21 protein-coding genes and 3 tRNA genes are annotated in these 24419 nt (G+C 69.9%); 11 read left to right on the forward strand and 13 right to left on the reverse strand.

Annotated features, from left to right (window positions below; all coding sequences use genetic code 11):
• Positions 1-82 precede the first annotated feature (82 nt).
• A complete protein-coding gene (locus tag MIAR_RS11175; RefSeq protein ID WP_285635498.1) occupies positions 83-1462 on the reverse strand; it encodes a peptidoglycan DD-metalloendopeptidase family protein in 1380 nt (459 codons plus the stop codon).
• Positions 1463-1704: 242 nt separating this feature from the next.
• On the opposite strand from MIAR_RS11175, the gene MIAR_RS11180 reads away from it, so the two are divergent.
• The 4 genes from MIAR_RS11180 (at position 1705) to MIAR_RS11195 (ending at position 2842) form a co-directional block, all read left to right on the forward strand.
• Positions 1705-1777, forward strand: a tRNA-Glu gene (locus MIAR_RS11180).
• 26 nt (positions 1778-1803) lie between these two features.
• Positions 1804-1877, forward strand: a tRNA-Asp gene (locus MIAR_RS11185).
• Positions 1878-1945: 68 nt separating this feature from the next.
• Positions 1946-2018 (forward strand) — tRNA-Phe (locus MIAR_RS11190).
• A gap of 116 nt (positions 2019-2134) precedes the next feature.
• The gene (locus tag MIAR_RS11195) at positions 2135-2842 is read left to right on the forward strand and encodes a DUF1361 domain-containing protein (RefSeq protein ID WP_285635501.1); all 708 of its coding nucleotides are present in this window, start codon (positions 2135-2137) and stop codon (positions 2840-2842) included.
• A 55-nt stretch (positions 2843-2897) separates the two neighbouring features.
• Here the strand turns inward: MIAR_RS11195 and MIAR_RS11200 are convergent, their stop codons facing one another.
• From MIAR_RS11200 to MIAR_RS11215, 4 genes are all read right to left on the reverse strand, one after another.
• Positions 2898-3236 carry a DUF7882 family protein gene (locus MIAR_RS11200; RefSeq protein WP_285635777.1) on the reverse strand — a complete coding sequence of 113 codons (339 nt, stop codon included), beginning with the start codon at positions 3234-3236 and terminating at the stop codon, positions 2898-2900.
• Between the two features lie 232 nt (positions 3237-3468).
• Positions 3469-3780, reverse strand: coding sequence for an SHOCT domain-containing protein (locus MIAR_RS11205; RefSeq protein WP_285635503.1), 312 nt, complete (start codon positions 3778-3780; stop codon positions 3469-3471).
• Between the two features lie 126 nt (positions 3781-3906).
• Complete coding sequence (locus MIAR_RS11210; RefSeq protein ID WP_285635506.1) at positions 3907-4569, reverse strand: response regulator transcription factor; 663 nt, start codon at positions 4567-4569, stop codon at positions 3907-3909.
• On the reverse strand, positions 4566-5765 hold the full coding sequence (locus MIAR_RS11215; protein WP_285635509.1) for a sensor histidine kinase: 1200 nt from the start codon (positions 5763-5765) through the stop codon (positions 4566-4568). The genes MIAR_RS11210 and MIAR_RS11215 overlap by 4 nt, the downstream gene beginning before the upstream one ends.
• A gap of 122 nt (positions 5766-5887) precedes the next feature.
• Here MIAR_RS11215 and MIAR_RS11220 point away from each other — a divergent pair, with 122 nt between their 5' ends.
• The 3 genes from MIAR_RS11220 (at position 5888) to MIAR_RS11230 (ending at position 8751) form a co-directional block, all read left to right on the forward strand.
• Entirely contained in the window at positions 5888-7375 is a 1488-nt protein-coding gene (locus MIAR_RS11220; RefSeq protein WP_285635512.1) for a deoxyguanosinetriphosphate triphosphohydrolase family protein, read from the forward strand.
• An 89-nt stretch (positions 7376-7464) separates the two neighbouring features.
• Positions 7465-8385, forward strand: a complete 921-nt coding sequence (locus MIAR_RS11225) for an NADP-dependent oxidoreductase (RefSeq protein WP_285635514.1) — start codon at positions 7465-7467, stop codon at positions 8383-8385.
• 114 nt (positions 8386-8499) lie between these two features.
• Positions 8500-8751, forward strand: a complete 252-nt coding sequence (locus MIAR_RS11230) for a hypothetical protein (RefSeq protein WP_285635517.1) — start codon at positions 8500-8502, stop codon at positions 8749-8751.
• 69 nt (positions 8752-8820) lie between these two features.
• Here MIAR_RS11230 and MIAR_RS11235 read toward each other — a convergent pair whose 3' ends face one another.
• From MIAR_RS11235 to MIAR_RS11270, 8 genes are all read right to left on the reverse strand, one after another.
• Complete coding sequence (locus tag MIAR_RS11235) at positions 8821-9081, reverse strand: DUF6458 family protein (RefSeq protein ID WP_285635520.1); 261 nt, start codon at positions 9079-9081, stop codon at positions 8821-8823.
• 125 nt (positions 9082-9206) lie between these two features.
• Positions 9207-10670: a purine-cytosine permease family protein gene (locus MIAR_RS11240; protein ID WP_285635523.1), complete on the reverse strand. Its 1464-nt coding sequence runs from the start codon at positions 10668-10670 to the stop codon at positions 9207-9209.
• 85 nt (positions 10671-10755) lie between these two features.
• Positions 10756-12399 carry an amidohydrolase gene (locus MIAR_RS11245; RefSeq protein WP_285635525.1) on the reverse strand — a complete coding sequence of 548 codons (1644 nt, stop codon included), beginning with the start codon at positions 12397-12399 and terminating at the stop codon, positions 10756-10758.
• A gap of 31 nt (positions 12400-12430) precedes the next feature.
• Entirely contained in the window at positions 12431-13534 is a 1104-nt protein-coding gene (locus tag MIAR_RS11250) for a C45 family autoproteolytic acyltransferase/hydrolase (RefSeq protein ID WP_285635527.1), read from the reverse strand.
• Positions 13531-15261 carry an amidase gene (locus MIAR_RS11255; protein ID WP_285635529.1) on the reverse strand — a complete coding sequence of 577 codons (1731 nt, stop codon included), beginning with the start codon at positions 15259-15261 and terminating at the stop codon, positions 13531-13533. Before MIAR_RS11255 ends, MIAR_RS11250 begins: the two co-directional genes overlap by 4 nt.
• Complete coding sequence (locus MIAR_RS11260; protein WP_285635531.1) at positions 15258-16307, reverse strand: agmatine deiminase family protein; 1050 nt, start codon at positions 16305-16307, stop codon at positions 15258-15260. The genes MIAR_RS11255 and MIAR_RS11260 overlap by 4 nt, the downstream gene beginning before the upstream one ends.
• A 135-nt stretch (positions 16308-16442) precedes the next feature.
• Positions 16443-17585 carry a low temperature requirement protein A gene (locus tag MIAR_RS11265; RefSeq protein ID WP_425561592.1) on the reverse strand — a complete coding sequence of 381 codons (1143 nt, stop codon included), beginning with the start codon at positions 17583-17585 and terminating at the stop codon, positions 16443-16445.
• An 87-nt stretch (positions 17586-17672) separates the two neighbouring features.
• A complete protein-coding gene (locus MIAR_RS11270) occupies positions 17673-18872 on the reverse strand; it encodes a glycosyltransferase (protein WP_285635536.1) in 1200 nt (399 codons plus the stop codon).
• A gap of 189 nt (positions 18873-19061) precedes the next feature.
• Here MIAR_RS11270 and MIAR_RS11275 point away from each other — a divergent pair, with 189 nt between their 5' ends.
• From MIAR_RS11275 to MIAR_RS11290, 4 genes are all read left to right on the forward strand, one after another.
• On the forward strand, positions 19062-21359 hold the full coding sequence (locus MIAR_RS11275; RefSeq protein ID WP_285635539.1) for an ABC transporter substrate-binding protein/permease: 2298 nt from the start codon (positions 19062-19064) through the stop codon (positions 21357-21359).
• A 9-nt stretch (positions 21360-21368) separates the two neighbouring features.
• Positions 21369-22148, forward strand: a complete 780-nt coding sequence (locus MIAR_RS11280) for an amino acid ABC transporter ATP-binding protein (RefSeq protein WP_285635541.1) — start codon at positions 21369-21371, stop codon at positions 22146-22148.
• A 55-nt stretch (positions 22149-22203) separates the two neighbouring features.
• Positions 22204-22467 (forward strand): glutaredoxin family protein, encoded by a 264-nt coding sequence (locus MIAR_RS11285; RefSeq protein ID WP_285635544.1) that lies wholly within the window; start codon positions 22204-22206, stop codon positions 22465-22467.
• A 102-nt stretch (positions 22468-22569) separates the two neighbouring features.
• Complete coding sequence (locus MIAR_RS11290; RefSeq protein WP_285635547.1) at positions 22570-24354, forward strand: aldehyde dehydrogenase family protein; 1785 nt, start codon at positions 22570-22572, stop codon at positions 24352-24354.
• Positions 24355-24419: the final 65 nt, after the last annotated feature.

Genomic DNA, 24419 nt, shown 5'->3' on the forward strand with positions numbered 1-24419 from the left:
GATGGGACGCTGAGCCTGTCGAAGCGACGAGACCCCCGGTTCGCACCGGGGGTCTCGTCGTATCAGCGGGTCGAGCGGATGCTCAGAGAGCGCCGCGTGCGGTCATGAACGGGTACGGATCGACCCGCGATCCGTTGACGTACACCTCGAAGTGCAGGTGGCATCCGAACGAGTTGCCCGTGTTGCCCGCGTAGCCGATGACCTGGCCGGCGTTGACGTACTGGCCGCGACGGACGGCGAACTGCGACTGGTGCCCGTAGCCGGTGCCGACGCCGCCGCCGTGGTTGATGCGGGTGTAGTTGCCGTAGCCGCCGTTGTAGCCGGCGAAGTCGACCGTGCCGGAGTGCGCGGCGTAGATCGGGGCACCGCAGCCGTTGGCGATGTCGATACCGCCGTGCTCGCGGGAGGAGCAGTAGCCGCTGGTGCACTGGACGTTGCGGCGGCCGTAGTAGGAGGTGATGCGGCCGCCGGACGGGCGACGCCAGGCGCCGGAGCCCGAGCCGCCGGTTCCCCCACCACCGCCTCCGCCTCCGCCTCCACCGTTGTTGTGGTTCTTCGCGGCCTCCTCGGCGGCCTTGCGCCGAGCCTCGGCCTCAGCGGCCTCGCGGGCCTTGCGAACGGCCTCGCCCTTCTGATAGCCGGCGACCGTCGCAGTGGTGGTGTCCTTGAGCGCGGCGAGCTGGGCCTGCAGGGTCTGCAGGTTGTTCTGCTTCTCGTCCAGGGCGGCCTGGGCGGCGTCGGATGCCGCCTGCGCCTTGACCATCTTGTCCTGGGCGACCTTCTGCAGTCGGTCGCGCTCGTCGCGTGCGCTCTTGGCCTGGTCACTCAGGTGCTGGGCGGAGTCGCGCGCGGCAGCGGCCGTGTCGGCGACGGTGCGGTTGTACTCCAGCAGCTTGTCCATGCTGCCCAGCCGCGAGAGCAGGTCGTCGGCGCCGTTGGAGGACTTGGAGAGGAACAGCTCGAGGGCGGCCTGGTCGCCACCGGTGCGATAGAGCTGCGTCGCCACCTGAGCGGCCTTGCGCGAGCTCTCGTCGGCGATCTTCGCCTGCTCGTCGGCCTGCGACTGCAGCGAGTCGGCACGGTCGGCCGCTTCGAAGTAAGCCTGCTGGGCCGCGTAGTACTCGTCACCGGCGACCCGAGCGGCCTGCTCTGCAGCGGCGGCCTGCTGGGTGAGAGTCTGGATCAGGCCCTCGATGCGGGTGACCTCGGCGCCCTTGGCGGCCTCGTTCGCTTTGGCGCGCTGCACGTCATCCCAGCTGGGATATCCGGGCTCCGCGTGCGCGGCGTTCGTCCCGGCGGTGACGCCGAAAGCGGTGAGAGCGATGGCGCTGAGTGCGCCGACAGTGATGGCGCCACGACGGGTCACCTGCGCGGAGGGCCAGAAGGCGCGCCGCTCGGCGGGCGTGGGAGCACACCCGCATTCCTCGGATGCGGCAGCATCCGCCTTGACCTGCTCGTTCACGCGGCCCCTTCCGCCGGTTTCACAAGTGCCACAGTAACAACATTCGTCACATCTGCAACAGAAGAGGGTGCGACGGATATGGCTTCGGGACCGGCGATCCGGACTCCTGCGGGCACAGGAGACACTCCCATCGTCCTCCCGAAACGCCCGGGATGGAAGAAGACGCGCCCTCGATTTCGTTTTTGACCGAAGCTTCGCTTATGCTTGAGCGTCGGCAAGGGAAACCCCCAGGGTTCACCTGCGGCCCCATCGTTTAGCGGCCTAGGACGCCGCCCTTTCACGGCGGTAGCACGGGTTCGAATCCCGTTGGGGTCACTCTTCCGATACAATTGAAAAGTTATGGCCCTGTAGCGCAGTTGGTTAGCGTGCCGCCCTGTCACGGCGGAGGTCGCGGGTTCAAGTCCCGTCAGGGTCGCTCCTAGCGTTGAGCCTTCTTTCGAGGAGGCTCTTCGTCTAAGAAGCGGCAGACAAGATGTGCCGCTCGGCTCTGTAGCTCAGTTGGTAGAGCGTTCGACTGAAAATCGAAAGGTCACCGGATCGATGCCGGTCGGAGCCACAAGGCTGATCATTACAATCAGCCCAGAAACCCTCGCGTAGCTTCTACATCGCGAGGGTTTTGCTTTGCCCTGGCCCATTCAGCGTCGGCACCACCCATCCGCCACAATCGACATCATGTTCGTCTTCATCGGCGCCCTGCTGCTCAACATCTACGCGATCGGGCTCATCGTGTTCCGCGCGCTGGTGTACCGTACGCGGCTGTACCGGCCGATGCTCTGGAACATCTGGCTGTCCGTGGTGCCGATCATCGTGCTGCTCGTCGGCGGCATCGGAGGCGTGCTCCTGCTCGGCATCCTGCGTCCGGCCGGCTACATCGCCCTGATCCTGACCGGGATCATCTGGCTGCTCCTGCTGCCCAACGCGAGCTACCTCATCACTGAACTGAACCAGTCGCACCGTCGCGAGGACGAGGACGTACCGCTCTGGTACGACATCATCCTGGTGATCACCCTCGCCATGTCGGGCGTTCTCAACACCGTGCTCAACGTGTTCCTCGCCCACTACATCTTCACCCTCACCGTGTACGGCGACTACGCCACGGCCTTCCTCGCGCCCGCGCCGCTCATCGCCGTCGCGGTCATCCTCGTGATGCTCGGACTGGGCATGTACCTGGGCCGCTACCCGCGGTTCAACAGCTGGGACGTGCGCCACCCCGCCCAGTTCATGCGCAAACTGCGCGCGCACTTCGGCGAGCGCGGCAATCTCGCCGCCTGCATCGGATTCAGCCTGACCTACGCGGTCTTCCTCGCCCTGATGTACCTCGTGACGGCGGGACCCATGATCGAGGGGCTCATCTCCCTTGAACGACTGCGCGGGATGTGATCGCCGTCCGCGCCGGCATCGAACCCGGTGAGCAGGTCGGCTAGGCGCAGGATGCCTAGGCGAGCGCGTCCACGGTCTCCCGCAGGGTCGACCCCGTCGACGCAGGTTCCGGCGTGAGATACAGCCCGCCCGGCGAATTCGCGGTGAACGCGAGGGCATCCACCCATGCGCGGTTCACGCTCGGCTGACGGCTGCCGTAGTACTTGAACACGAGGGCGCTGTTCGCATGCATCCAGACCGTGGTCCGGCCGCCGCCGACACTGACGTCCTCGCGCCAGGAGAAGGGGAACGGCTCGCTGCGACGAAGCTTGGCGGTGATCACGAGCTGCATGTGCAGCAGTGCGCGATCCTCGATCTCCACCTTGTGTGCGCTCTCGTAGATGAACTTGCCCATCATGCGTCCTCTGGTCTTCTCCACGGAAACCCGTTGCCAAGAGGTGCGGTTTGAAATCCGACATGTGGGGATGTCCCCACCCTCGCACACTTCGCGCCGGAATGGGTTCCGATCTCGTGCCGCGAGGACAGACCGTGCGCCCCGGAACGAGACATCCGCCCCGGCATGAGACGGCCTGCGGAAGCGCGGATCTCACACCGGGACGGAAGTGTCAGCCGCCACCCGGCGGCCCTCAGGCCTCCGGACGGTTGGCGCGCAGCACCTCCAGTCGCGCACGGTACTCGGTCTCGTCGACGTCGCCCCTGGCGAACCGGTCGGCGAGGATCTGCTCGGCGCTGCGGCTCTGCGCGCCGTGCGCCCAGGGCGCACCTCCACCGGGAGCCGCCTGCCAGGGCCCGCCCCAGGACCGCCGGCGGCGCACGATGAGGGTGATGAGCAGGGCCACGATGATGAGGAACATCACCGGGCCGATGAAGAAGAACGGCCAGAACGGGGCGACGCCCCATCCGGCGTGGGCGGCGACGGCCGCGGTTGCTGCGAGCATGATGCCCTTCCTTCCATCGGCCGTGTCTCGACCGATGACTCCAGCGTCGTCCGATCGGTCGCCCAGCGAATCCGCCCCGGGGAGTGACTCCGGATGCTCCCGCGGGAGTACCCGCAGCAGCAGGCGCTACCGCCAGCCGGGCGCGACCAGACCGGTCTCGTACGCGATAACGACCAGGTGCACCCGGTCGCGCGCCTGCAGCTTGGACAGGATGCGGGAGACATGCGTCTTCGCGGTGAGCGGACTGAGGAAGAGCTGTGCCGCGATCTCGTCGTTGCTGAGCCCGAGGCCCACCAGCCGCAGCACCTCGCGCTCGCGCTCGGTGAGCACGTCCAGCTGCCCAGCATCCGGCGCCTCCCTCAGGCCGACGGCGAGCCGGTCCAGCAGCCGCCTCGTCACCCCGGGAGAGAGCAGCGCGTCGCCCTCGGCGACCGCCCGCACGGCCCGCACCAGGTCGGCGGGCTCGGTGTCCTTCACCAGGAACCCCGCGGCGCCGGCGCGCACGGCGCGGGCGACGTACTCGTCCAGCTCGAACGTCGTCACGATCACCACGTGCACGTCCTGCAGCGCCGGGTCCTCGGCGATCTGCTCCGTCGCCCACAGGCCGTCGCCGTCGGGCATCCGGATGTCCATCAGCACCACGTCGGCAGGGGCCGAGCGGATGCGCTCGAGCAGTTCGCGGCCGCCGGCCGCCTCGGCAACGACCTCGATGTCGTCCTCGGCGTCCAGCAGCGCACGGAATCCGGCGCGCACGAGCAGCTGATCGTCGGCCAGCGCGACGCGGATCATGACGTCCTCCCCCAGGGCAGTTCGGCCACGACCTCGGCACCGCCGCCGGGTCGGTCGGAGAAGCGGATGCCTCCGCCCAGCAGCTCGGCGCGCTCACGCATCCCGAGCACACCGCCGTGGCCGGCGGTCGCCGGATCGACACCGCCGAACCCGGCGCCGTCATCGCTGACCGTGACGATCAGCGACGCCTCTCGCCGCTCCAGCACGACCCGTGCATGCGCGGCATCCGCGTGCCGGACGACGTTGGTGAGCGCCTCCTGCACGATCCGGTAGGCGGCGAACTGCGCGGCGCGACCCGGGGCCTGCCCTTCCAGGCGGTCGTCGAGCGCGACCTCCAGGCCCGGCGCGGCGACGCCGGCGATCAGCCTGGGCAGCTCGGCGAGCTCGGCCTGCGGCACGAGGGGCACTTCGCCGTCACGCAGCACGCCGAGCACGCCGCGCACCTCCTCGAGCGCGAGCTTGGACGTGTCCTTCACGTTCTGCAGCGCGGCGCGCGCCTGCTCCGGATCGCGATCGAACAGGTGCAGCCCCACGCCCGCCTGCACGTTCATCTGCGAGAGGGCGTGACCCAGCACGTCGTGCAGCTCGCGGGCGATGCGCACCCGCTCCCGCTCCTCGGCACTGCGGCGGCGGTGCTGGATCTCGAGGTGCATGGCCGCGCGCCTCGCTCCACGGGAGCGCAGCCCCGTCCCGATCGCGAAGCACGCGGCGAGCGCGACCGTCGCCGCGACGACCACGCCCGGGAACCAGGTGCGGTCGATCAGGGTGCCGATCAGGATCGCGGATGCCCAGCCGACCCCGACCGAGATCGCCGCCCACACGATCGCGCCCCGGGCCACCGCACCGATCACGGCGAACGCCAGCGCGATGTACGGCGGGCCGCCGACCGGGGTGGTGAGCACGTCGAGCAGCGCGAACCCCGACACGACTGCGATCGTGGGGCCGGGAAGCCGGCGCAGCGCCAGGAGCGCCAGGGGTCCCGCGACGGCGAGCGAGATGTGCAGCACGACCGGCCAGTGCGGCACGTGCGGCGCGGTGCGCAGGGTGATCCACACCGCCGCCGGCACCTGGATCAGCAGACTCAGCACCACCGGCGCGACCAGACGCAGGCGCCGTCCCACACGCGCGGGAGGACCCCAGCCCGCGCCGTCCAGGGGATCGGCGCCCTGGTCGGCGAAGCGCTGCGGATCCGGCATCCTCCGATGCTAGTTCTCGCACCCCGCGCGCGGCATCCGCCTCCGGGCCTCCCCGCGCGTACTCCCCCGGGAGTACGTCACCGGACGATCGGACGAACCCCGCCGCGTGCCACACTGGGCGGATGACGGATGACCCGCGCCGGACGCGACGCCTGCCCGAGACGCTCGACGAGTTCCAGCAGGCCGAGGGGCATCCCGACTTCCGGGTGGACGTGGAGCGCATCCGCTTCTCGCCGTACTACTCGCGGCTCTCCGCCGTGACGCAGGTGATCTCGCAGGCCGGCGCCGGGCTCGCCGTGCACAACCGCCTGACGCACTCCATCAAGGTCGCCGCCGTCGCCCGAGCGATCGCGACCCACCTCTCCACGCGCTCCGACGACCGCGGCCGCATCGTCGATGAGCTCGGCGGCGCCCACCCGGTCGTCGTGCAGGCGGCTTCGGCGGCGCACGACCTCGGGCATCCGCCGTTCGGGCACCTCGGCGAGCAGGCGCTCGACCGCCTGGCACGCACCCGCTTCGGGCTGCAGGAGGGCTTCGAGGGGAACGCGCAGACCTACCGGATCCTCACCCGCCTGGACGAGCACGACCGCCCCGGTGTCGGCCTCAACCTCACGGCGGCCGTGCGCGCCGCCGTGCTGAAGTATCCGTGGCGGCGCGGCGGGGGCGGAGCACGGCGGGGCGGCGCGAGCAAGTTCAACTTCTACGCGATCGACGAGCAGGATGCCCGCGGCGCCCTCTCTGCGTACCCGCTGATCGAACCGGGGCAGCAGACCGTCGAGTGCTCGATCATGGACATCTCCGACGACATCGCCTACTCGCTGCACGACCTCGACGACTTCTACCGTGCGGGTCTGCTCAACCCCGCGACGCTGGCGGCCGAGTTCCGCACCTGGCACCGCGAGCTCGCGACGCTGCGGGCATCCGACGTCGCGGCGCTGGCCGCCGACTCCCGCATGCCGGGCTCCTCGCTGGAACTCCTCTGGCGACGGCTGAAGGAGAAGGACGCCTGGATCGCCGACCCCGACGCCTTCAGCGAGGCGGTCGCGAAGGTCAAGGCAGAGGTCATCGACGGGCTGGTCGCCGAGCCGTTCGACGGCTCCCTGGCGAGCGAGCGCACCCTGGCGAGGTTCACCAGCGGCTGGATCGCGCGGCTGCAGTCCTCGGTGGAGGTGCACCGGCATCCGCACATCCGCTCCGGCCACGTCTCCCTGAACCGGCAGGCCTGGCACGAGGTCGCGGTGCTGAAGTTCCTGCACGAGCGGTTCATCCTGGAGCGCCCCGACCTCACCGTCTACCAGCGCGGTCAGGCCAGCGTGCTGGAGCGCCTCGTCGACGGCTTCACCGCCTGGCTCGACGATCCGCGCGACGCCCGCCGCGCCCCGCGACGGCTGATCGACCTGGTCGACCTGTCCACCGACGACTACCGGCGGCTGCGGAAGGATGCGCCGGAACTGGTCGAGTCGCGCACGGATGCTGATCTCGACGCGCTCGCGCGCGGCCGCGGCATCATCGACTACGTCGCCTCGCTCACGGACGCGCAGGCGATCTCGCTGGATGCGCTGCTCGCCGGCCGCACCGAGCGACTGTGGGATGCCGGGCAGGGGCTGTAGCAGGGCACCGTTCCTCATCCCGGAACTTCGGCCCGGTGAGTGGGCACGCGTGCGAGAGTGGAGGGCGGACACACCCTCAGGAGGTCAGCATGCGCGCCGTCGTCTATCCCCGTTTCAGCCAGGATCTCGACACCCTCGAAGTGCGTGAGGTCCCCGAGCCGAAGCTGTCTCCGGCATCCGTCATCATCGAGGTGCGGGCAGCGGGCGTGAACCCGGTGGACTGGAAGCTCATGGCCGGCGGGCTGGACGCCCTCATGCCCACGCAGTTCCCCGTGATCCCCGGTTGGGATGTCGCGGGCGTGGTCGTGGCTGTGGGGCTCGACACTCCCGAGTTCCAGGTCGGGGACGAGGTGATGGCCTACGCGCGCACCGACACGGTGGGAGGCGGCACGTTCGCCGAGCGCGTCGACGTGCCCGTGCGGGCCGTCGCGCACAAGCCCGCGGCCCTCAGCTGGGAGCAGGCCGGAGCACTCCCCCTCGCCGGCGGCACCGCTCTGCGTGCGGTGGACGCGCTGGGCGAGCTGCACGCGCGCACCGTGCTCATCCACGGCGGCTCCGGCGGTGTCGGCAGCTTCGCCGTGCAGATCGCGCACGCCCGCGGCGCACGGGTGATCGCCACGGCATCCGAGGCCAACCACGACTACCTGCGCAGCCTCGGCGCGCACCCCGTCACCTACGGCGAGGGGCTCGCGGAGCGGGTCCTCGCCCTGAACGGCGGTCCTGTCGACGCGGTCGCCGACTTCGCCGGCGGGATGCTGGACGTGACCCTCGCCGTGCTCGCCGACGACGGCGTGCACGTGTCGATCGCCGACCCGTCCGTCGCGCAGCAGGGCGGACGGAACATCTGGGTGCGCCCGGACGGCGAGCAGACGGCGCGGCTCGCGGCCATGGCGGCGGAGGGAGTGCTGAAGGTGGAGATCGCGAAGACCTTCCCGCTCGAGGGCGTCGCGGATGCCTTCCGCGCCAGCCAGACGCACCACGTGCGCGGAAAGCTCGTCATCGTCCCCTGACCGGCGTCGAATCCGGCTACCAGACGCCTCCGATCGCCGTCAATCCCCGCTGGTTCACAGCATCCGTGGCGCACACTGAGCAGAGTCGGGGGACCAGACGCTCAGGAGGATGCGATGTCGGAAGATTTCATGCTGCACCAGGTCTCCCCCGATGACTGGATGATCATCGACACGCGCTTCCCCGCCAGCGACCCGCACCACCTCGTGGCCTGCATCATCGAGGAGGACGGTCACGTGGAGGTGCGCTGGTTCCGGCACGTCACGCTGCCCTCGCGATTCCGCAGCCGCACCGATGCGCTGGAGGCTCTCGTCACCGCCGAGGAGCCCGAGCCCGCAGCGGTCCTCGCGGCGGCGGCTCCCGCCTGACATCCGAGGACTCCGGTCTCGCGCACGGAAAGACGGCCGGGTCGTACGCCCCGGCCGTCTTTGTTCCGGTCAGAACACCTCGTCGCCGCCGGGCTCACGCACCGACCGACGCGAGACGTTGCCGCCGTCGACTGTTCCGTCCGTGCGCGTGATGACGTCCGTGCGCCGACGGCGTGCCATCAGCACGATGCCGACGAGGAACGCGACGACACCCGCGCCCATCAGGATGTAACCGATCATGTGGAGATCCGCCCACGGGACCTGCACGTTCAAGGCGAAGGCGAGGATCGCTCCGATCACGAACAGGACGATTCCGGTACCGATGGTCATGACGGTTCCCTTCGTTCAGGTGGCGTCGGGTCGTCGCCACTGCACCCACGGTGACGGCGTCGGCGCGCGTTCTGAAGGGGGTTGACAACCCGCCGCAGCCGCGGGTCGAGGGGCATCCCGCGCGATCAGGCGATCTGCGCGCGGATCGTCCGGCGGGCGAGCAGCGCGTACAGCCCCACGGAGACGATCAGCCCCACGGGGACCGACAGATCCAGCCCGCCCAGCGCGGCGCCCAGCGGACCGACCCACACCGTGGTGGACAGGAACAGCGCGGTGGCGACGCCGCCGACCACCACGGCCACGACCCCGGCCATCCCGAAGCCGCCGCGGTACCAGAACGGGGCACCCGGCCGCTCATCGAACAGCTCGAGGCCGTCATAGCGGTTGCGGCGCAGCACGATGTCGGCCACGTAGACGCCCATGGTCGGCACCGAGATGATCAGGAGGAACTGCAGCATGAGGTTGACGGCGCTGATCAGATCGGATGCCAGCACCAGCACGATCGTGAACGCGCAGCCGAGCGCGCCGATCAGGACCGCGGAAGGGATGCGGCGGATCGGCACGCCGATCGACTGCAGCGCCATGCTCGCCGTGTAGGTCGTCATGCCGTTCAGCGAGATGCAGTTCACCAGCACACCGAGCACGAACAGCGGCGCCAGCCAGGCCGGCAGGCTCTCGAGCAGTGAGTACTCGATGCCGTTCGCGAGGCTCTCCGGCCCGACCGTGCCGCCCAGCACGACGCCGAACGCGGTGATCAGCACCGCCGGGAACAGCTGTCCCAGTGCGGTGGCGCCGATGATGCCGGATGCCTTCGTGTCACGCGGCAGGTAGCGGGCCATGTCGGCGCTGTTGCTGAACGACAGTGGCGACGACGCCATGAGGGCGAACGCGATCGTGATGCTCACCCACAGCGGCATCCCTTCGAGCGGCGCGGGCTGCGCGAAGCCCCAGTCCAGCGTCGGCGCGATGAAGCCGATCACGAGCGCGAAGATCACGAACAGGCCGATCGAGATGCCCATGTAGGCCTTCAGGATCAGTGCGTGGCCGTACACGGCGACGATCACGGTGATCGCCGAGACCACGACGGCGACCAGGATCGGGGCGAGGATCGGATCGGGGAAGCCCCAGCGCTTGAGCAGTTCGCCGCCGATGAACGAGGCGGCCACCCAGTTCAGCGCCAGGAACACCCCGGAGATGAACCAGCCGTAGAACGCGATGACGATCTTGTTGCCGTGGATGCCGTAGATCGCACGCTGAACCACGGAACCGGACGTGCCGGCGGCAGGGCCCGAGATCGCGACGATGCCGGGCAGGACGGCGAGCACGCTCGAGACCAGGACCACCAGCAGCGCCTGCCAGATCTCCAGCCCCAGCACGAGCGTCATCGACGCTCCGACGGTGATGTTCAGCACGCTGACGCCGGGCGCCGACCAGACGAAGAACAGGTCCCGCGCCCGGCCGTGGCGCTCGGAATCGTCGATGATCTCGATGCCGCGGGTCTCGGGGGTGTTCGCCGCGTCGACGAACTCGGTTCCGGCGGGGTGCGCCTCTGCGGCGAGGCGGACGGGAACAGCGGATGCTTCGGACATTGCGGTCCTTCCGGGACGGTCGCCGCCTGCGTCGCTGCAGGGGCGTTCGGGTTTCAGGGGCGTTGGGGTTTCAGGGGCGTTCGGGTCACGGTCGCCGGTAGGCGGCCTCGCCGTGCACCAGGGTGAGGAGCACAGCGCCGGTGAGCAGGTCTTCGGTGGGGGCGGACAGCGGATCGATGTCGAGCACGGCGACGTTCGCGTGGAATCCGGGCGCGATCCGCCCGTAGGCGTCGTCGATCGCGCCGACGTACGCCGCACCGGAGGTGGCGGCGGCGAGAGCCTGCGCGGCGGTGAACGCCCGCTCCGGGTGGTACGGGGGCAGTGCGCTGTCGATGGACGATCGCCCTGACATCGCGATGAACAGGTTGTGCAGAGCCTCGTGGGGTGCGGTGGGGGCGTCGGTGCCCAGCGCGACGGGGACGTCGACATCGCGGAACCAGTTCCACGGGAAGCCGTCCTCGGCGCGCTGATCGCCCAGCACCGCCATCCAGTTGTCCAGGATGGCGGGGTCGCAGTGCACCGGCTGCATCGACGCGGCGACGCCGTGCTCCCGCATCCGGGCGACCGTCTCGGGAGCGACCGATTCCAGGTGCTCGATGCGGGGCCGTCGTCCGGTGCCGACGCCGTTCGCGTTCTCGCAGGCCTCGACGAGATCCACGGCGAGCGCACTCGCGGCATCGCCGATCGCGTGCATCGCGAGCTGCAGGCCGGCGCGGTCGGCGGCGATCGCGACCGGCGTCGCGGCCTCTCGGCTCCAGATCGGGTCGGCGTTCGATCCGTCCGCGTAGGGGCGCACCATGGCGGCGGTGCAGGCGTCGATCACCCCGTCGAGGATGAACTTCACGCCGACGACCTTCAGCCAGGGCGTTCCGGTCGCCGCCAGCTCATCGCGCAGCTGCACGGCGCGCTCCACCTGGGCGAGGTCGGCCGCCGGGTCGCCGGTGGAGCTCAGCCACCAGTGCGCGGTCACGGGGAACGGCAGCCGCCCGTCGCGGTCGAGCCGGCGCCGCAGGGCCGCCATGGACTGCTCGGTCATGCCCATGTCGGCGGCGCCGGTGACGCCGGCCGCCAGGTACGCGTCGAACGCGAGGTCGAGGTGCCCGTCGACCTCCTCCTCGGTGCGGATGCCGTCGAGATGGTCGGCGAGCAGATCCATGGCCGCGGTCTCGAGCAGGAAGCCGGTGGCGTCGCCGTTCTCGTCGCGCACGACCTCGCCGCCGATCGGGTCGGCGGTGTCGCGATCGATGCCCGCCGCCCGCAGCGCGGCCGTGTTCACCCAGGTGCTGTGCAGATCGTTCGCGTCGAGGAACACCGGGATGTCGTCGATCACCGCGTCGATCATCGCGGCCGTCGGCTGCGTGACGCCGTCGGGCAGCGCGTCGAACAGCCAGCTCACGCCGTCGATGATCTCCGCATCCGGATTCGCCTCGCGCGCCTCCCGCAGCCGCTGCTGGATCTGTTCGACCGAGGTGCAGTCGCGCAGCTGCACCTTGCCCTGCGCGTGGCCGAACATCGCCAGGTGCGCGTGCGCCTCGATCACCCCGGGCATCGCGAACGCCCCGTCCAGGTCGACGACCGCGGCGTCCGGGCCGGCCGCGGCCCGCACCTCGTCCTCCGCGCCGACGGCCAGGATGCGGTCGCCGCGCACTGCGAAGGCCGACTGCAGCGGGGCATCCGCCAGACCGTCGAAGACGACGGCGTTCACGTACACGGTGGTGTTCTCGGTCATGGCGGATCCTCTTCGATCAGACTCTGGGTTCTCAGACGGTGAGTTCGATGTGCGGTCGGGTGGTGTTCTCGGCGGGGGTGCCGTCGAGGATGTCGGCGCGGCGCGCGGCCGGGTCGAGCACGACGGTCGCCAGGCTCGCCCAGCGCTGCCCCATCGGCAGGCCGAGGTCGGGCACGCAGGTCACGGGCGGTTCGCCTTCGCCGGTGATGAGAGCGGCGCGCAGCTGCTCGGCGTCCGCGCGTGCCGGACCCCGGGCCAGACGCTCCCGGAGGAAGTCCCAGCGCTCACCGGAGTCGGGCTGGTACAGCCAGGTCTTCTCCTCGGCTGCGGGCTCGGCGGTGAGGAAGTGGTTCGTGCGCAGCCAGGTGCCCGCCGTGACCGCGGGGGCCTCGAACACGCCCTCGGGGCTGATGTCGAGCAGCGCGGCGTCACCGTCCGCGTCGAACAGCGCGAAGGATCCGGAGCTCGTCACGGGCGCCGTGCGGACCAGATCGACGGCGTGCGCGACGCTGGTCGCCTCCTCGAGCACGAGCGCCGCGAGCACGTGCATCGGGACGCCCTCGGGCCGGTCGGACCGGTGCCCGAGGATGTTGAAGTGCAGGGCGACGCCGGCGCTGTTCACGCCGATCTTGCCGAGGATGCCGCATTCGGTCAGTCCCGCATAGTCGTGGGCACCGCCGCGGGCGACGACGGTGTGCCAGTACGGCGCGATCTCCATGTGCCAGTCCCAGGTCTGCACACCGAGGGCGTGCGCACGCCCTTCCGCATCGCGGACGGAGCGCACGATGGTCGAGCACTCCCCCGGCGGGACGGCGACGCTGCGGGACAGGATCTCGGTGCGCCCGTTCAGCGCGGCCACGCGCCACAGCTCGGCATCCGCCCCGGACGCGATGCCCTCGATCTGCGTGCGCAGCGCCGGACGGTGAGCACCGATCGCATCGAGCAGCCGCTCGGCATCGTCGCGCACCGTGCGCTCGTCGATGCCGCCGAGACGGAACAGCCGGTCGTAGGCGTCGATCGTGCCGGGCAGCGTGTCGCGCAGCTGCCGCCCCCGGTCGGCGCCGCGCTCGAACGGGTCCGCGGCGTCGACGACGATCTGCAGCCGCTGGTCGGGGCGCGGGAACGGCGAGGTCATGAGAGCTCCTCCCCGGGAAGAGCGGGCGTGCGCGGCGGCGGCGTGCGCCGCGCACCGGTCGCCTCGAAGGCGGCGGCGAGGCGGAGCAGGAGGGTGTCGTCCCATCCTCGGCCCGCGAAGGTCAGCCCGACCGGCATCCCGATGTCGGCCATCGTGCCCATCGGCACGGTGACCGTCGGCACGCCCAGGTGCCGGATCGCGAGATTGCCGTTCGCGACCCAGACCCCGTTGCGCCAGCCGGCGTCGGCCGATGCCGGGTTCACGTCCATGTCGGCGGGCCCGACGTCGGCGACCGCGGGGAAAACCACGGCGTCGAGACCGAGACCGTCCATCCACTCCTCGAGGTCGATCCGCCGGGTCTCCTCGAGCCCGCGCACGCCCTCCTCCAGATGCGGGATGTCGGTGAACGCCGTGTGCGGCCTGTCGCGCCCGAACCGCGGGTACTCGGCGATGTCGTCGTCGAAGCCGGTGTACCGATCGGGCAGGGCGCCCTCGGGCTGCGGGAAGATCCGGGCCCCGTCGACGAGCTCGAGGCGGTCGAGTGCGGGGTCTCCGTTCGCCCGCAGGAAGTCGTCCCATGCCCAGGCGGAGAGGTCCTCGATCTCCGAGCGCAGGAACCGCTCGCTGATCAGGCCTCGTGTCTTCAGCGTGGGGGCTCCCGCGCGGTCGCCCTCGTAGTTCGTCACCAGCGGGAAGTCGACCTCGACCACCTCGGCGCCGGCGGCCTGGAGGTCGCGGCGGGCCTGCTCCCACAGGGCGATGACGGATGCCCTGGTCTCGATGCGGCTGCCCGTGGGTCCGCCGATCGTGGTGCCGGTCCCGGCATCCGGGTCGGCGTTGATGTACATCCGCGGCACGCCGAACCGGCACCCCGCGAGCGTGCGGTGCGCCTCCTCCGCCCCGGACGGCGCCAGCGCGACGTACGACGGCGGCCGCACCTCGGACGCGGAAGGGACGGTCACCCACGGCTGCCCGCGCCAGAAGTCGCCGCGCACGTCGGCGTCGTCGGCCACCACGATGTCGAGCACCTCGAGCAGGTCCGCCATGGTGCGGGTGTGCGGAACCACGACGTCCATCGTGGGGACGAGCGGCCAATTGCCGCGCACAGAGATCACACCGCGTGAGGGGGTGTAGGCGCACAACGCGTTGTTCGACGCGGGGGCGCGACCGCTGGACCAGGTCTCCTCGCCCAGGCCGAAGGCGCAGAAGCTGGCCGCGGTCGCCGTGCCCGAGCCGTTGGACGAGCCCGAGCCGAACGCGCTGGTCAGCCAGTCGGTGCTGTACGGGCTCTCCGCGCGGCCGTACACGCCGCGCTGCATTCCGCCGTTGGCCATCGGCGGCATGTTCGTGAGGCCGAGGCAGATCGCACCGGCCGCGCGCAGTCGCTCGATCGTGAACGCGTCGCGCTGGGCGACGAGGTCGGCGAACGCCGGGGATCCGGATGCCGCGGTGAGACCGGCCACCAGGTAGCTGTCCTTGGCCGTGTACGGGATGCCGTCCAGAGGTCCCCGCGTCTCTCCGGCGGCGCGGCGGGCGTCCGACGCCGCCGCCTCGGCTCGCGCGGCGGGGTTTCGCACGACGACCGCGTTCAGGGCGGTCTCGGTGCCCGGCGCGTCGAACGCGTCGATGCGAGCGAGGTACGCGTCGACGAGCGCGACAGCGGTGGTGGCACCGGCCTCGAGCGCGGTGCGGAGCTCAGCGATGGATGCCTCGACGACGTCGATCATGCGGCACCCCCGGCGGAGGGCAGCAGGGGCTGCTGCTGGGTGATGCAGTGGATGCCGCCGCCCCGCGCGAAGATCGGGCGGGCGTCGACGGTGACGACGCGTCGGCCGGGATAGGCATCCTCGAGGATGCTCCGCGCCCTGGCATCCGCCTCGGGTTCGCCGAAGCCGCACGCGATGACGCCGCCGTTGACGACGAGGTGGTTCACGTAGCTGTAGTCGACGAACTCGTCGTCCGCGCGCAGCGCTGCCGGCGCGGGCAGGTCGACGATGTCGAACGAGCGGCCGGCGGCATCGGTCTGCCCCGCGAGGTGCGCGCGCAGCTCCCGGGTCACGGCATGGTCGGGATGCCCGGCATCCTGCTGGGAGTGCACCAGCAGCAGCCCGGGCGAGGGAATGGTCGCGACGATGTCGACGTGCCCGTTGGTGCCGAACTCCTCGTAGTCGGCGGTGAGCCCGCGCGGCAGCCAGACGACCTTCTGCGCGCCGATCGTGCGGGCGAGCTCGGCCTCGACGCGCGCCCTGTCGGCGAGCGGGTTGCGACGGGGGTCGAGCTGCACGGTCTCGGTGGCGAGCACGGTCCCCTCGCCGTCGACGTGGATGCCGCCGCCCTCGTTCACCAGGAGGCTGGAGACGATCTCGGCGCCGACGTGATCGGCGACGATCCGCGCATGCTCAGCCGCCTTCTGCCATTCCGCCCAGGCCGGTGCGCCCCAGCCGTTGAAGATCCAGTCGACGGCGCCGAGCACGTCGGGTCGCTCGTCATCGACGACGAAAGTGGGGCCGGAGTCGCGCAGCCAGAACTCATCGACGGGCGCCTCGACGATGTCGACTGCCGCTCCGAGCATGCGGCGAGCGCGGTCGGTCTCCGTCGGATCGACGAGCAGGGTGACGGGCTCGAACTCGGCGACGGCGAGCGCGGTGTCGGCCCACGCCCGGTAGCCGCTCTCCCGGTGCTCATCCCCCGCGCCCAGCGTGGTGCCGGCGCGAGGGAAGGCCATCCAGGTGCGCTCGTGCGGGTCGCCCTCGTGCGGCATCCGCCATCCCATGCTGTCCTCCTCGACGTATTGATCAGACGATCAATAACTGCAGACGACAGTAATGGGCCGTCGGCGTCATGTCAACAGCCGAACGCACCCACGATGCCCGTGGGGTGCCGCGGGAACACCGCAGCACTCGCAGCGTCAGTGGGCGCTCTGCTCCTTGCGGACCGGCGGACGCAGCACGAGCACCACCACGATGGCGACCAGGATCACCGCGGTGAGGGTGACCGGCACGGGAAGCACCGCGTCGAGCAGCACCAGCACCGCGCCGACCGGCACCACCGTGTTCACCACGCGGTCGGCGTTGTCGCGGATCGCGACGATCCAGATGCCGAGCAGGAACACCGCGATCGGCACGCTGGTCGTGAAGGAGGCGGGGACGAAGCCCAGCTCGGTGTGCCCGGTGAGCTCATCGATCTGCACCTCCACCCCGGCGGAGAAGGCCGCGGCGGCGGCGAACACGAAGTAGTGCGCGTAGCCGTAGATGAGAGAGCTGCGGAACGTGGAGATCGCACGGTGGTGGGGCGGCCAGAAGTAGATCCACCACATCGCCGCTGCCGAGATCAGAGTCACCGCCGCGATCCAGATCAGCGGGCCGATGGACTCGACCTCCTCCCGCGCGCCGATGATCGCGGTGGCCGACGCCAACAGGCTCTCACCCAGCACGATCAGCGTGAACAGGCTGTACCGCTCGGTGATGTGGTGCGGATGCCAGGGCGTCGACCCCTGCCGCTCGGCGATGATCGGCACGGAGATCTCGACGAGCATCAGCACGATGAACACCGGCAGCTGGATGCTGTTCGAGATGAAGAGGAACCCCACCCACAGCACCTGCACGGCGCCGATCCCGATGGCGTAGCCCAGAGCGGTACGACGCAGCGCGGGGTTCGTGCGGGACGCCCGCAGCCACTGCACGATCATGGCGACCCGCATCACGACGTACGCCACCACGACGATCGTGAAATCGGGCTCGTGCGCGTCGAAGACCGGAGCGATGCCTGCGGCCATCACGAGCACCCCGGCCATCTGCACGATCGTGACGACGCGATACAGCCAGTCGTCGACATCGAACGACGTCGCGAACCAGGTGAAGTTCATCCACGCCCACCAGATCGCGAAGAAGATCATCAGGTAGGAGGTGATCCCGGTCGCCGCGTGCCCTTCGGACAGTGCGTGATGGAGCTCACTGGAGGCGGTGCTCACCGAGATCACGAAGACCAGGTCGAAGAAGAGCTCGAGCGAGCTCGCGACGCGGTGCGGCTCGTGCGGGTCTCGCGGCAGCATCCGCCCCAGTCGGAATCTGGCCCCAGTCGCGTAGTCGGTCACCGGCCCAGGATAATGCGACGGGGCGCGCACGCAGCACGCCGGGGGTCACAGCTCGCCCGGGCGCATGGCCTCCGCGTCGATGGCCTTCAGCACGCGGATGGCCGCGGTGTCGACGGGCGGCTCCTCCGCGGCATCCGCCCGGCGCCTCCGCGGTGCGTAGACGACCAGCGCATGGAACAGGAATCGCGCGAAGAACGCCACGACGAGCGAGATCGCAGTGGCGACCACCGCCGAGATGTGCCAGGACTCCACCATCAGCGCCATCACGGGGATGCGCAGCGCCGCTTCGACGCCGTTGAACGACGCGGATGCCGCGAAGCGCACCCACAGCCGGGAGGCATCCGCGCGCTCGTCGCGGAAGACGAACAGCTCCTGCAGCACGAAGTTGCCGGCGATGGTCACGACCGCGCCGATCACCGCCGCGAGCACGTAGTCCATGCCGAGGTGCGTGAGCGCCCACATGATGCCGACGTTGGCGACCGCACCGATGCCGCCGATCATGGCGAACAGGCCCATCTTGCCGAACCGCAGCCGGGCCAGGTGCGCCAGGAACATGGCCCCCTGCCGCAGGCTCGCCTTCGAGGTGCCGTGCCGTCGCGCGCCGAACTCCATCGGCACCTCGGCGATCCGCAGCGCCCCGGCCGAGCCCCCGCGCACGAGGATCTCCAGCAGGATCTTGAAGCCCTCGGGGCGCAGCGTGCCCACGTCGAGCCGCGAGCGGTCGACCAGGAAGAAGCCCGTCATCGGGTCGGTGCTGCGCCACAGCCGACGCAGGAACATCGCCTTGGTCACCGCGGTCGCGGCCTTCGAGACCCCCAGTCGCACCGATGTGCCGAGTCCCGCGGTGTCGCCACCGCCGATGTAGCGCGAGGCGGCGACGACATCGGCATCCCCGGTTCCGAACCGGGCCAGCAGGGCGGGCAGGAGCTCGGGCGGATGCTGCAGATCGCCGTCCATGACGATGCAGACGTCGTGCGCGGCCTCGGACAGCCCGAGCACCACGGCGCCGCCGAGTCCCCCGGTGTTGTGCTCGCGGTGGATGCCGCGGACCGGAATCGGAGCGGATGCCGCGACCCGCCCGATCTCATCCACGGTGCCGTCGGAGCTGTCGTCGACGAAGAGGATCTCGGCGTCGAAGCCCTCCAGCGCGGCGGCGGTGCGGGCGACGAGCTCGGCGACGTTGTCGCGTTCGTTGTACGTCGGGACGATGACGGTGACGGCTGGGACCGTGACGGAGGCGCTCATCGGCAGACCTCCCCGGAGTGATGCGACGCGGTTCAATCGTGCCATCTTTCGCTGTGCGGCGAATCCGCGCCGGCGACCCCACCGTGCCGGCGGCACGTCAGAGAACCGGGCCGGGATTCCGCGGGCGGGTAAGGTGGCACGGGCCGGAAACACGCACGATGCCGAAGACGGCACGACGAAGAGGACTCCATGACTCTGCTCAGACACCCTGCGAACTGGTGGCGTGAGAATCGCCTGCCGCTACTGGCGAGCCTCACCACGCTGCTCATCCTGCTGTTCACGGTGGGCGGTGCGGTCGGCATCGCCAACGCCGCGACCAAGCCCGCCTCCGCCGACGACGGCGTCAAGGGCAAGACCTTCACGATCGCGACGGACACCACCTGGGCGCCGTTCGAGTTCCAGCGCGACGGCGAGCTGCGCGGCATCGACATCGACCTGATCAAGGCCGTCGCCGAGGACCAGGGCTTCGACGTCAAGGTCGACGTGCTCGGCTTCGACGGCGCACTCGCCGCGGTGACGGCGGGCCAGGCGGATGCCGTGATGGCGGGCATGTCCATCACCAAGGAGCGCCAGAAGACCTTCGACTTCTCGAACCCGTACTTCGACTCCGGCATCCAGATGGCGGTGGCCAAGAGCGACGAGACCATCAAGGGCTACGAGGACCTCAAGGGCAAGACCGTCTCCGCGAAGACCGGCACCGAGGGCTACACCTTCGCCGAGAACCTGGGCAAGCAGTACGGCTTCACCGTGACCGGGTTCCAGGACGCCGCCGACGCCTACAACGACGTCACCACCGGCAATTCCGCCGCCGTGTTCGACGACTACCCGATCCTGGCCTACGGCATCGCCACCGGCAACGTCGACCTGAAGACGGTGACGCCGCAGGAGAAGGCGTCCAGCTACGGCATGGGCGTCAAGAAGGGCGCCAACGAGGCGCTCCGCAAGGCGTTCAACGAGGGCCTGAAGAACCTGATCGCCGACGGCACCTACCAGAAGATCCTCGATGACTACCTCGGCGAGAACGCCCCGAAGGCGGCAGCGATCGGCGAGGGCAAGGCCGCACTCGGCAACGACAAGCTCGACCCGGGCAAGCCGGGCGAGCTGCCGAAGAACCCGGCCTTCGCGACCGACACCGCGCAGACCCACGGCGAGTTCACCATCGCCACCGACACCACGTTCGCCCCGTTCATCTACCGGCTGGACGGCAAGAACGTCGGCATCGACATGGACCTGATGCGCGCGATCGCCGCGAACCAGGGATTCAAGGTCGACATCAAGCCGCTGGGCTTCGACGCCGCCCTCGCCGCCGTCACCGCCGGCCAGGCCGACGGCGTGATCGCCGGCATGAGCATCACCGACGAGCGCAAGCAGGTCTTCGACTTCTCGAACCCGTACTTCCAGTCGGGCGTGCAGATGGCCGTCGCCAAGGACAGCGACATCACCTCCTACAAGGACCTCAAGGACCAGACCGTCGCGGTCAAGACGGGCACCGTCGGCTACGACTTCGCCAAGGAGCTCGGCAAGAAGATCGGCTTCAAGGTCAACGCCTTCCAGGACTCCGCCGACATGTACAACGACGTCGCCACGGGGAACTCGGCGGCGACGTTCGAGGACGCACCGGTGCTGCAGTTCGGCATCGCCTCCGGCAACGTGCCGCTGAAGATCGTGACCGATCCCGAGCCGGGAGCCGACTACGGCTTCGCCGTGCTCAAGGGCGAGAACGCCGAACTGCTGAAGATGTTCAACGACGGCCTGCAGAACGCCAAGGACACCGGCGTCTATCAGCAGATCGTGGACCGCTACCTCGCGATCGACGACGAGGGCGCGACGTCGGACAACTCGTTCCTGGCGCTGCTGAAGACCTCGATCGGCCCGCTGTCGCAGGGTCTGCTGCTCACGCTGCTGGCCACGGCGCTGTCGATCCTGTTCGCCATGGTGCTGGGCATCCTGTTCGGCATCCTGAAGCTGTCGACGAACCCGTTCCTGCGCTTCCTCGCCAGCGCCTACGTGAACATCTTCCGCGGCACCCCGGTGCTGGTGCAGGCGTTCTTCTTCTACTTCGGCGTGCCGGCCGTGACCGGCCAGCCGCTGGACGCCCTCACCGCGGGCGTGATCACGCTGTCGCTGAACGCGGGTGCGTACATCACCGAGATCGTCCGAGGTGGCGTGCAGTCGGTCGACCCCGGTCAGATGGAGGCCTCGCGCTCGCTGGGTCTCGGCTGGGGCGCGTCGATGCGCCGCGTGGTGATGCCGCAGGCGTTCAAGATCATGACGCCCAACCTCATCAACCAGTTCATCATCACGCTGAAGGACACCTCGCTGCTCTCGGTGCTGGGCTTCGCCGAGCTGACGTACCAGGGCCGCATCGTGATCGCGTCCACGTTCCGCTCGTTCGAGATCTGGATCATCGTCGGTGCGATGTACTTCATCGTGATCTGGCTGCTGACCGTTCTCTCGAACTGGGTCGACCGGAAGTTCAACAAGTAGGGGATGACCATGACGAACAACGAGCAGACGTTCACACGTCCCGTCACCACCGCTTCGGGCAACCCGATCGAGGTGCGCGACCTGCACAAGTCCTTCGGCAAGAACGAGGTGCTCACCGGTATCGACCTGACCGTCGCCAACGGCGAGGTCGTCGCGGTGATCGGTCCCTCCGGGTCCGGCAAGTCCACGCTGCTGCGCTGCCTGAACCGGCTGGAGGAGGTCACCAGCGGCGAGGTGCTGATCCTCGGCGAGAACATCGCCACCGCGAAGGGGAAGAGTCTGGATGCCGTGCGTCAGCGCGTCGGCATGGTGTTCCAGCACTTCAACCTGTTCCCGCACATGACCGCCCTCGAGAACGTGGCGCTGGCGCCCGTCGAGCTGAAGATGCTCAGCAAGGCGGAGGCGCGCAAGCGCGGCATCGAACTGCTCACGCGCGTGGGACTGGCCGAGAAGGCGGATGCCAGGCCGGCGTCCCTCTCCGGCGGCCAGAAGCAGCGCGTGGCCATCGCCCGCGCGTTGGCGATGAGCCCCGGCATCATGCTGTTCGACGAGGCCACCAGCGCCCTGGACCCCGAGATGGTCGGCGAAGTGCTGCAGGTGATCCGCGACCTCGCCGCATCCGGCATGACGATGGTGCTGGTCACCCACGAGATGGGCTTCGCCCGCGAGGTCGCCGACCGCGTCGTGTTCATGGCCGACGGCAAGGTCGTCGAGTCCGGTCCGCCGGCGGACATCTTCGACAGCCCCAAGGAGCCCCGCACGCAGGACTTCCTGTCCAAGGTGCTCTGAGCGCCGGGCGGGCGCTCCCGGCGCCCGCCCGGTTCCCCGGCCTTACCCTGGATGTATGACCGCTCCCGCATCCGAGACCATCACCATGTTCGGCGCCGCCTGGTGCGGCGACTGCCGTCGCACCAAGAAGCAGCTCGACGAGCTCGGCATCGAGTACACCTACATCGACCTCGTCGCCGACCCGGCCGCCGCCGATGTGGCCAAGGAGATCTCCGGCCGCACGAACATCCCCGTGGTGGTCTACCCCGATGCCAGCCACCACGTGGAGCCGTCGAACGCCGACGTCGAGGCCAAGCTGCGCGAGCTCTCCCTGATCTGACGTTCCCGCATCCGCATCCGCATCCGCATCCGCATCCGCATCCGAGGGTGGAACCCGGTCCCACGAACTCATAGGCTGGGTTCCATCCCGAAGGAGACGACGATGACTCAGGATGCGGCCGTGACCACGGCGACGAAGGATGCCGCCCGCCGGGGCGCAGCATCCGCTTCCCCGGAACTCGACGACGCCACCCGCGCGGCCCTCGACGCCGACATCGCCCTGCTGCAGCAGGGCTCGCGCACCTGGTCGAGCGTCACCGTCGCGCAGCGCGTGACGCTGCTGCGTGCGCTGCGCACGAGCGTGGCCGCCACGATCGAGGACTGGGCGGACACCGCCGCCGACTCCAAGGGGCTGCGCCCCGGGCATCCGCTGCGCGGCGAGGAGTGGCTGAGCGGACCGTACTCGGTACTGGGCGCGATCGACGCCTACGCCGACACCCTCACCAAGCTCTCCGAGGGGCGCAGCGCGCTGGACGGCGTGCGCATCGGTCGCGCACCCGGCGGACGCACGAAGGTCGACGCGTTCCCGCTCACGGGCATCGACCGCTTCCTGCTGTCGGGCTTCACCGGCGAGGTGTGGCTGCAGCCGGGCATCACGCCGAACACCGCACGTGAGTCCGCGGGTCTCGCGCAGCTGACGCCCTCGACGTCGGGCGGCGTGGGGCTGGTGCTCGGCGCAGGCAACATCACCTCGATCCCCGTGCTCGACGTGATGTACGAGCTGCTCGCGCACAACCGGGTCGCACTGCTCAAGGTCAACCCCACGCAGGACGCCCTGATCCCCGTGTACGAGCGGGCTCTCGCACCTCTGATCGAGCCCGGCTTCCTGCGCATCGTGCGCGGCGGCCCCGCCGTGGGCGCCTACCTCACCGGTCACCGCGACCTGGTGCACGTGCACATCACCGGCTCGGCCGCGACCTTCGACGCGATCGTCTGGGGCTCGGGAGCCACGGGCAAGCGCCGCCGGCGTGAGAACCGGCCGCAGCTGAAGAAGCCGATCACCGCCGAACTCGGCGGTGTCTCGCCGATCATCGTCGTCCCCGGCGAGTGGACCGACGCCGACCTCGCCTATCAGGCCGAGCACATCGCCACCATGCGGCTGCAGAACTGCGGGCACAACTGCATCGCCGGGCAGGTCGTGATCATGTCGTCCGACTGGCCGCAGGCCGAGCAGTTCCGCGCCGCGCTGCGCCGCGCCTACGCCGGCGCCCCCGAGCGCCCGATCTGGTACCCCGGATCCCCCGTGCGCATGCAGCAGGCGAGCGACGACTACCCCGACGCCCTCGTGCTGGCCGATCGCCTGCTGGTCGAGATCGGCGACGGGCAGGACGCCACGGCCCTGGAGAGCACCGAGTACTTCGCGCCCGTGCTGGGCGTGGTGGAGCTGCCGGGCACCGGGCAGCAGTTCCTGGATGCCGCGGTCGAGCACGCCAACGAGAAGCTGCAGGGCACGCTCGGCGGCAACCTGATCATCGACCCCGTCACGGAGAAGGCGCTCGGCACCGGCTTCGAGCGGGCCATCGCCGAGCTGCACTACGGCTCCATCGCGATCAACGGCTGGACGGCGTTCGGGTTCATCACCCCGACCCTGACCTGGGGCGCGTTCCCCGGCAACACCCTCGACGACGTGGGCAGCGGCATCGGCGTGGTGCACAACGCGTTGCTGCTCGACGGCGTGGAGCGCTCGATCGTGCGCGGTCCGTTCCGCCCGTTCCCGCGGTCACTCCCCGTCCTGAACGGCGGCGGCCGCTTCACGATCCTGCCGACCCCGCCGTGGTTCGTGTCCGCTCGCACCGCCGCGCAGGTGAGCGAGGGCCTCACGCGCTTCCGTGCCCGCGGCGGCGTGCTCGGCCTCGTGAAGACGCTGCTCCAGGCGCTGCGCGCCTGAGCTCTCCGCCGACACCCCCACTTCTTGTCGAGACCCCCAGTTACAGACGTCAGTACCTGGGGGTC

It is taken from the genome of Microbacterium arabinogalactanolyticum (genome assembly GCF_030268005.1).
GTDB lineage: Bacteria > Actinomycetota > Actinomycetes > Actinomycetales > Microbacteriaceae > Microbacterium > Microbacterium arabinogalactanolyticum.